Genomic DNA, 7,685 nt, shown 5'->3' on the forward strand with positions numbered 1-7,685 from the left:
CATGGCCGGGGTGGCCGCGGCGGCGGGCGCCGTCTGGAAGAGCGCCCCCGCCGCGGCTCCGAGCACCGTCAGCGCGATGGTGCCTGCTGCTCGCGTCACAACCCGCATGTCCGAACGCCCCCCGACGTGTCGCCGTTCACCTACACCGGAGACATCGTCGCAACCGGGCTGCTCCTAAGAAGTTCCCGCGCCGAAACCTGGAGAAATACGGACCGTTCGGGCAGGTCGGGTTGCCGATCGGTCAGGCGGCGGTCGCGGCCCACATGGCGGTGAACGCGGCCGCCTCCCCGGCCAGCCAGCTCTCCACGTCGCCCGGGCGGGCTCCCGGGTCGATCCGGTGGGTGGTGCCGCGGCGCAGGTCGACCAGCACCGGCTCGGCGTTGGGCAGGATCTGGTCCATGTGGCGGGCCATCAGGTGCAGGGTCGCGGTGACCGCCTCCGGGGTGGGCGGCTGCTCGTCGAAGTGCAGCCGGACAGCCTCGCGCCGGCCGTCGGCGTACCGCAGGCCGAAGTGGGGGTTGATCTTGACCGCCAGCGGGCCGACCGAGGCCAGCGCGTCGCGGGTCTGTGCGAGGCCGACGCCCTCCGGGTCGCCGAGAGAGTGCAGGTAGGTCGTCGCTCCGGCGCTGACCGCCTCGTAGAGTGGCTTCCACCGCGGCTTGACGAGGTCGACGACCCCGTTGAGGTAGCTGCCGCCGGTGCGGAACGCGATGTCGGCCTTGAGGGCCTTGACGAGCTGGCCGTGCGGGTTGAAGCCGGTGCGCCGCTCGCGCTGGCGGCGCAGTCCGCCGACGAAGGTGGCCTTCGCCGGCCCGGTGCGGGCGACGTAGCGGGTGAAACCGAGCATCGTCGCGTAGGGCGGGATCAGGGTGGTGGAACTGGTCGAAACGGGCGTCGTCAAGGTGATCTCCCCGCAGCTCAGCGCTTGTTTTAGTACACACATACTAATCGACGGGTACGACATTCCCCAAGCGCTGTGGTGACCGTGCGGGTGCGTTCTGTAATCACGACATACTGGAGCGATGGCCCTGCTCCGTGTTGACTTCTCGTCCGAGACTCTCGCGCTCGGCACCTCGATGACCGTCGTGCTGCCCGAGCGGGCGAGCACCCAGATCGGCATCACCGGTCACGACACCGCCGCGCCGCCACCGGTGCTCTATCTGCTGCACGGACTGACCGACGACGACACCGCCTGGACCCGCTACACCTCGCTCGAGCGGTACGCCGCCGCCCGCGGCCTGGCCGTGGTCATGCCCCAGGTGCACCGCAGCTTCTACGCCGACGAGACGCACGGGTCCCGGTTCTTCACGTTCCTGTCCGAGGAGCTGCCGGCGGTGGTCTCGTCGTTCTTCCGGGTCTCGACCCGCCGCGAGGACACCTTCGTGGCCGGCCTGTCGATGGGCGGCTACGGCGCGCTGAAGTGGGCCCTGCGCGAGCCGCACCGATTCGCCGCCGCGGCCAGCCTCTCCGGTGCCCTCGACGTGGCCGGCATGCAGCAGCACGACGACCGCCCGCACATCGTGGAGCTGCTCGGCCGGGTCTTCGACCGCCCGCTGGCCGGCACCGACGACGACCTGCTGCACCTGGTGGCCACCGCCGACCGCCGGGAGCTGCCCCGGCTCATGCTGCGGTGCGGCACCGAGGACCACCTGCGCGCCGCCAACGAGCGCTTCGTGGCGGCCTGTCGCGAACACGGCGTCGACCTCGACGCCGCGTTCGGACCGGGTGCGCACGAGTGGGGTTACTGGGACGCCGAGATCCAGACCGTCCTGGACTGGCTGCCCCTGAAGAACTAGGACAGCAGAACTAGGGCTGGAGGGCGCCGGCCATCCGGGCCTGCTCCTCGAGGACCTCGTTCATCCGGGCCTGGACCGCGTCCATCTGCCCGATCGTGTCGCTGGTGGTCAGGATGCCGGCGGAGACCGTACGGGCGCTGTTCTGGATCCCGGTGATCTGCTCGGCGACCCGCTGGGTGGCCTCGGCGGTCTCCCGGGCCAGGTCCTTGACCTCGCCCGCCACCACCGCGAAACCGCGGCCGACCTCGCCGGCCCGGGCGGCCTCGATGGTCGCGTTGAGGGCGAGCAGGTTGGTCTGGTCGGCGATCGACGAAATGATCTTGATGACGTCGCCGATGGCCGTGGAGGCGTTGCCCAGGGCCTCGACCTCGTGGGTCATGTCCGAGGCGCGGTTCACCGCGTCCTGGGCCACCCGGGTCGCGTCGTCGCTGGCCGCGCGCAGCCGCGAGACGGTGTCCAGCAGGGCCCGGGCGCTCTCCTGGGCCGCCTCCGTCGCTCGCACGATGTCGAGCCGCTGCGACACCAGCTGGGCCACGTTGCGCAGGGCGGACGCCCGGGACTCGGACAGGTCGATGAACTCGGAGGTGAAGAAGTCCATCGTGCCGATGATGCGGCCGTGGCTCACGATCGGGAAGCAGACCCCCGACCGGACCCCGGCGCGCTGCGCGGCGGGCGCCCGGACGCAGTCGGTGAGCTCGCCGATGTCGCGGACGAAGACCAGGTCCTTGGCGCGCCAGGCGCGGCCGGACAGGCCGACGCCCTCGGCGAAGGTGGCGGCCAGCGTCACCTTGCGGAACTCGTCGCCGGCCGAGCCGGACTCGACCTGGAAGCGCAGCACGTGCTCGTCGTCGTCGACCTCCCAGTACGACCCGTACGCCCAGCCGAACGACGTGCGCACCGAGTCCAGGGCGATCCGCAGGGCCGCCGAGGAGTCGGTCGCGTCGCCGAGCGCGGTGACCACGTTGGTCACCGCGAGCCGGTCGTCGGCGATCTGGCGCAGTTCGGCGGTGGCGACGGCGTTGAACCGGGCCTGCTCGGCGATCCGGGCGATCGACGCCCACTTCTCGCTGCGCGGCCCGTCGATGTAGAGCGGCTCGGCCGAGTAGTACTCCAGCACCGCGACCTGCTGATTGCGGTGCATGACGGGGATCACCACCGCGGCCGCCATGCCGGCCCGGCCCGCCGCCTGGCAGCGCCGGCAGTCGGCGCAGTCGGCCATCGAGCTCAGGTACACGAACTGCTTCGTGCGCCAGGCCTTGCCGACCAGGCCGACGTCGGCCGGTACGGGACCGGCAGGCACCGCGGACCGCAGCTCGCCGGTGATCGGTCCGGTCTCGTACTCGATGCAGACGTTGCCCTTGCCGTCGGGCAGCCAGACCGCGCCGTAGCTGAAGTTGTGCGACTGGACCGTGCTGTCCACCGTGATCCGCCAGGTCGACGCCAGATCCTGGGCCCGCTCGAGATCCGTGACCAGCTTCTCGAGGCTCTCGACGTCACGAGGGACCGGGCGCAGAGCCGCCCCGTTCGACCGCTGCGACCGAAATGGTGCCACCTGTATCCCCCATGCCTCACCGAGTATCCCCGCCCGATTGCTCTCATCATCGGGCAGTCCGGGCTGGTGGGGGTGGGTTTCGCGAAGCCGGTGCGGGCTCAGCCCTGGTCGTTGTCGCGGCTCTGCTCGGCCAGGAAGCGCTCGAGCTCGGCGCCGAGCTCCTCGGCGGTCGGCAGCGGCCCGCTCGACTCGGCCAGCAGGTTGCCCTGCCGTCCGCGCAGGAACGCGTCGTACTGCTCCTCCAGCGACAGCACCAGCCGGCTGGCCTGCTCGTCGTCGGCGACCTGCTTGTCGACCTCCTGGCGGACGACCAGGGCGGCCTCGCGGAGCCGGCCGGTGGGCAGGGCCAGCCCGGTGGTCCGGGAGACGGAGTCCAGCAGCAGCTCGGCGGCGGCCGGGTACGTGGTCTGGGCCAGGTAGTGCGGCACGTGGGCGGCGTACCCCATGGCGTCGTGCCCGGACTCGCCCAGCCGGAACTCCAGCAGGTTGCCGACGCTCGCCGGGACCTGGACGCGCTGCAGCCAGGACTCGCGGTCGCCGAGCAGGCGCTGGTCGGTGGCGTGCGCGGTGACGCTCACCGGGCGGGTGTGCGGCACGGCCATCGGGATGGCGTTGAGGCCGACGGTCAGGTTGACCCCGAAGCGCTCGATCAGGCCGGTCACGGCGGCGATGAAGCGTTCCCACTGCAGGTCCGGCTCGGGCCCCGCGAGCAACAGGAACGGGGTGCCCAGCTGGTCGCGGACGAGGTGCAGGGCCAGGCTCGGCTCCTCGTAGCTCTCCCAGTGGTCCTCGACGAAGATCATGGAGGGCCGGCGGGACCGGTAGTCGAGCAACTGGTCGATGTCGAAGGTCGCCAGGACCTGGGTGTCCAGGTGCTCCAGCAGATGTTCGCGGGAGAGCTGGATCGCGCTCCCGGCGTCGACGAACCCGGTCAGCGCCTGCACGAGCACCGGCTCGTCCAGGTCGGGCAGGTCGTCGGCCAACTCGTAGAGCCCTTGTGGGTCGAGCACGCTGCGGACCTCCTCGAGATGCGCCCGCGGGGGCGGGCCATGTGGTGGGAACACCGGGCCGCGCGTGTTCATTCCTGCTCCCGCGCGCGAGGATCGGTGCATGTCTGATCTTTCCCTACGGCCGATGGTGCCCGGTGACGCGGCGGCCGTGCTGGCGATCTACCAGGCGGCGCTCGACGGCGGCGACGCCAGCTTCGAGACGACAGCGCCGGACTGGGCCGCCTTCGACGCGGGCCGGCTGGCGGATCATCGCTGGGTCGCCGAGGCCGGCGGCGCCGTCCTGGGCTGGGTCGCTGTCACCAGGGTCTCACCCCGGCCGGTGTACGCGGGAGTCGTCGAGCACAGCGTCTACGTCGACGCCGGGGCTCAGGGCCGGGGCGTGGGACGGACGCTGTTGCAGCGGCTGTTCACCTCGACCGAGGCGGCCGGCATCTGGACCATCCAGTCCGGCATCTTCCCCGAGAACGAGGCCAGCCTGGCGCTGCACCGGCGTACCGGGTTCCGGGTCATCGGCACCCGCGAGCGGGTCGGCCGGCACCACGGCCGCTGGCGGGACGTGGTGCTGCTGGAACGGCGCAGCCCGGTGGTGGTGTGAATGGCTCAGACGGCGAGCACCCGGGCGGCCTCGAGGTGCTCGGTGACCTGCTGCGGGGACAGCGGGCGGGAGAAGTGATAGCCCTGGGCGAAGCGGTAGCCCAGCCGGTACAGCGTCTCGGCCTGTTCGGCCGTCTCCACGCCCTCGGCGATGGCCTGCAGGTGCAGCCCGTTGGTGATCTGGATCATGGCGGTGGCGATGACCGCCTCCTCCGAGCGCCCGCCGATGCCGTCCACGAAGGACTTGTCGACCTTGAGGGTGTCGGCCGGGCAGGTGCGCAGCAGCCCGAGTGACGAGTGCCCGGTGCCGAAGTCGTCCAGCGCCACCTTGACGCCGAGCGTGACCAGGCTCTGCAACGTGTCCAGGGCCACGCCGCCGTCGAACACCGCGGTCTCGGTGACCTCGACGACCAGCTTCTCCGGGTCGAAGCCGCTGTCCGCGAGCGCCGCCCGTACGTCCGCGGCGAAGCCCGGCTCCCGCAGCTGCCGGGCCGACACGTTGACGCCGATCTCGCCGGGCGCCCCCGATCCGAAGACGTCCTGCCACTCGGCGGCCTGGCGCAGTGCGGTCCGCAGGATCCAGTCGCCCAGCGGCACGATCAGGCCGGTGCGCTCGGCGATCGGGATGAACACGTCCGGGCCGATGAAGCCGCGCTCGGGGTGCTTCCAGCGGATCAGTGTCTCCAGTGAGGTCCACTCGCCGTCGGGCAGCGAGACGATCGGCTGGTAGACCAGCGTGAAGTCGCCGTTGTCCAGCGCCTGGCGCAGTTCGGCGCCGAGCTGGGCGTCGGCCGCCTGGTCCTGCTCGAGGCGGGCGTCGTAGACCGCGTGCCGGCCCTTGCCGCGCTCCTTGGCGGCGTACATCGCCAGGTCGGCGCGGCGCAGCAGCTCCTGCGGGCTGGCCTCCGGCCACACCTCGGCGAGCCCGATGCTGGCCTTGACCAGCAGGTCGTAGCCCAGCGCGTGCACCGGGCGGGTCAGCGACTCGGCGATGCGGTCCAGCACCTCGGTCGCCTCGGCCAGGCGCAGCCCGCGCAGCAGCAGACCGAACTCGTCACCGCCGAGGCGGGCCACCACGTCGTCCTCGCGGACCGCCTCACGCAGCCGCTGCGCGACCACCACCAGCAGGGCGTCGCCGACGGCGTGACCGAGCCGGTCGTTGATCGCCTTGAAGTCGTCGAGGTCGATCAGCGCCAGGCTCAGGGTGTCGCCCGCCCCGGCCCCGGTCTCGGCCAGCGCCGCGCGGGTCTGCTGCTCGAACAGGGTGCGGTTGGCCAGGTCGGTGAGCGCGTCGTGGGTGGCGCGGTGGGTGAGCCGGCGCTGGTAGCCGTTGAGCTCGACCAGGTTGGCGTCCACCCGGCCGAGCAGCCGGCCGTTCTCGGACAGCGCGTTGACCTGGCGCAGCACGACCAGCGCGGTCAGCAGCACCGCGGCCAGCGCGACGGTGAGCACGGCCCCGCCGGCCTGGCTGCTGACCGTCAGCAGCAGGGCGTCGGTGGCGGCGACGGCCAGGTACGGCACGACGCTGAAGGGCCGGCGGCGGCGTTCGGGCTGCGGGACCCCGGCGGCCCGGCGTTGCCGGTCGGCGGCGAACGCCACGAACAGCAGCGTCGCCGGTACGAACATCTGCGACCCGCTCAAGCCCGGGTGCAGGTCGAACAGCAGCGGGAACAGTCCGCCGCCGACGGCGCCGACCGCCGCCGCGGCCGCGAGCAGCCGCAGGGCGATGCGGTCCACGCCGCCGAAGCCGCTGAGCGCGACCTTGACGAAGGCCAGCGAGCCGACCAGGCCCAGGGCCATCAGCATGATCACCGGTACGGCGGCCGGCCCCTCGGCGTCCCAGGCGTTCACCACCTGGAGCAGCATGTACCAGGAGAAGATGCCGACCGTGATGCTGATGGTCGCGGCGTCGAGCAGGAAGCGGACCATGATCCGGTCCTTGCTCTCCCGCTTGGCCATCGGCAGCCGCAAAAGGGCCCAGAGCAGCACCATCATGGCCAGCGCGTAGCAGATCGAGGTCGGCACGTCGTGCTGCTGGTCCAGCCGGCCGGGGTTCAGCACGGTGAAGCGGGCATCGCCGGCCAGGCCCAGCACGATCAGGACGCAGACCACCGCCAGCGAGCGCCACACGCGCCGGGTCACCCGGTCCAGCCCGGGGGTGAAGGCGGTGCGCCAGCAGGCCCAGCCCGCGATCGCGGTACCGATCATGGCGGGCATCCAGCCCCACACCACCTGGCTGCGCTGCGCGGCGTAGTTCGCCACGAAGACGCCGATCGACACGACCAGTACGGCGACAGCAGTGATCAGCATCGGTGTCGGCCGCAGCCGTTCCACCTGCCGTTCCTCGCCCGTCGTCATGCCTGCGTCGTCCTTCCGCCGCGAATGGGTGCCTGCGCAGGCCTCATCGGTCGCCCGGTGCACGGGATGAGCGAAAACCGGGGCGTCGAGCGTCACCGCACGGCTGCACAGCGTGGGATCTCGTCAACCGTTGCCGTGCACGTGCAGCTGCACGGCACAATGGAACGAGATCCCCCTCTCGACCCCTCGGAGTGATCTGGTGACCGATCCCGCCGTACCCGCCCTCCCGACCCCGCCGAACGCCTCTGACCAGGGCCCGGACCCGGCCGGCCCACCCGGGACGCTGTGGGCCCGGATGAAGGCCGACCCGCAGTACGCCCCGGAGCACCTCGCCCTGGAGGCGGTCCGCCGGCTCGGCCCCGAGGCGCAGCGCTG

6 protein-coding genes are annotated in these 7,685 nt (G+C 71.8%); 2 read left to right on the forward strand and 4 right to left on the reverse strand.

Translation table 11 applies throughout. The features are described 5' to 3' along the window. Positions 1-241 precede the first annotated feature (241 nt). Positions 242-847: a hypothetical protein gene (locus tag AB0C29_RS23845; RefSeq protein ID WP_360553360.1), complete on the reverse strand. Its 606-nt coding sequence runs from the start codon at positions 845-847 to the stop codon at positions 242-244. 175 nt (positions 848-1,022) lie between these two features. Between AB0C29_RS23845 and AB0C29_RS23850 the strand changes: the two genes are divergently transcribed. Then, positions 1,023-1,796 carry an alpha/beta hydrolase family protein gene (locus tag AB0C29_RS23850; RefSeq protein ID WP_360823899.1) on the forward strand — a complete coding sequence of 258 codons (774 nt, stop codon included), beginning with the start codon at positions 1,023-1,025 and terminating at the stop codon, positions 1,794-1,796. Between the two features lie 10 nt (positions 1,797-1,806). On the opposite strand, the gene AB0C29_RS23855 is transcribed toward AB0C29_RS23850, so the two are convergent. Beyond that, the gene (locus AB0C29_RS23855) at positions 1,807-3,348 is read right to left on the reverse strand and encodes a GAF domain-containing protein (protein WP_360823902.1); all 1,542 of its coding nucleotides are present in this window, start codon (positions 3,346-3,348) and stop codon (positions 1,807-1,809) included. Positions 3,349-3,446: 98 nt separating this feature from the next. Next, complete coding sequence (locus AB0C29_RS23860) at positions 3,447-4,358, reverse strand: PAC2 family protein (protein WP_360553253.1); 912 nt, start codon at positions 4,356-4,358, stop codon at positions 3,447-3,449. A gap of 100 nt (positions 4,359-4,458) precedes the next feature. On the opposite strand from AB0C29_RS23860, the gene AB0C29_RS23865 reads away from it, so the two are divergent. After that, a complete protein-coding gene (locus AB0C29_RS23865) occupies positions 4,459-4,953 on the forward strand; it encodes an N-acetyltransferase family protein (protein ID WP_360823904.1) in 495 nt (164 codons plus the stop codon). 5 nt (positions 4,954-4,958) lie between these two features. On the opposite strand, the gene AB0C29_RS23870 is transcribed toward AB0C29_RS23865, so the two are convergent. Further along, a complete protein-coding gene (locus AB0C29_RS23870; RefSeq protein WP_360823907.1) occupies positions 4,959-7,310 on the reverse strand; it encodes an EAL domain-containing protein in 2,352 nt (783 codons plus the stop codon). Positions 7,311-7,685 lie beyond the last annotated feature (375 nt).

This window comes from Actinoplanes sp. NPDC048791 (assembly GCF_040650095.1).
Taxonomy (GTDB): Bacteria; Actinomycetota; Actinomycetes; order Mycobacteriales; family Micromonosporaceae; genus Actinoplanes.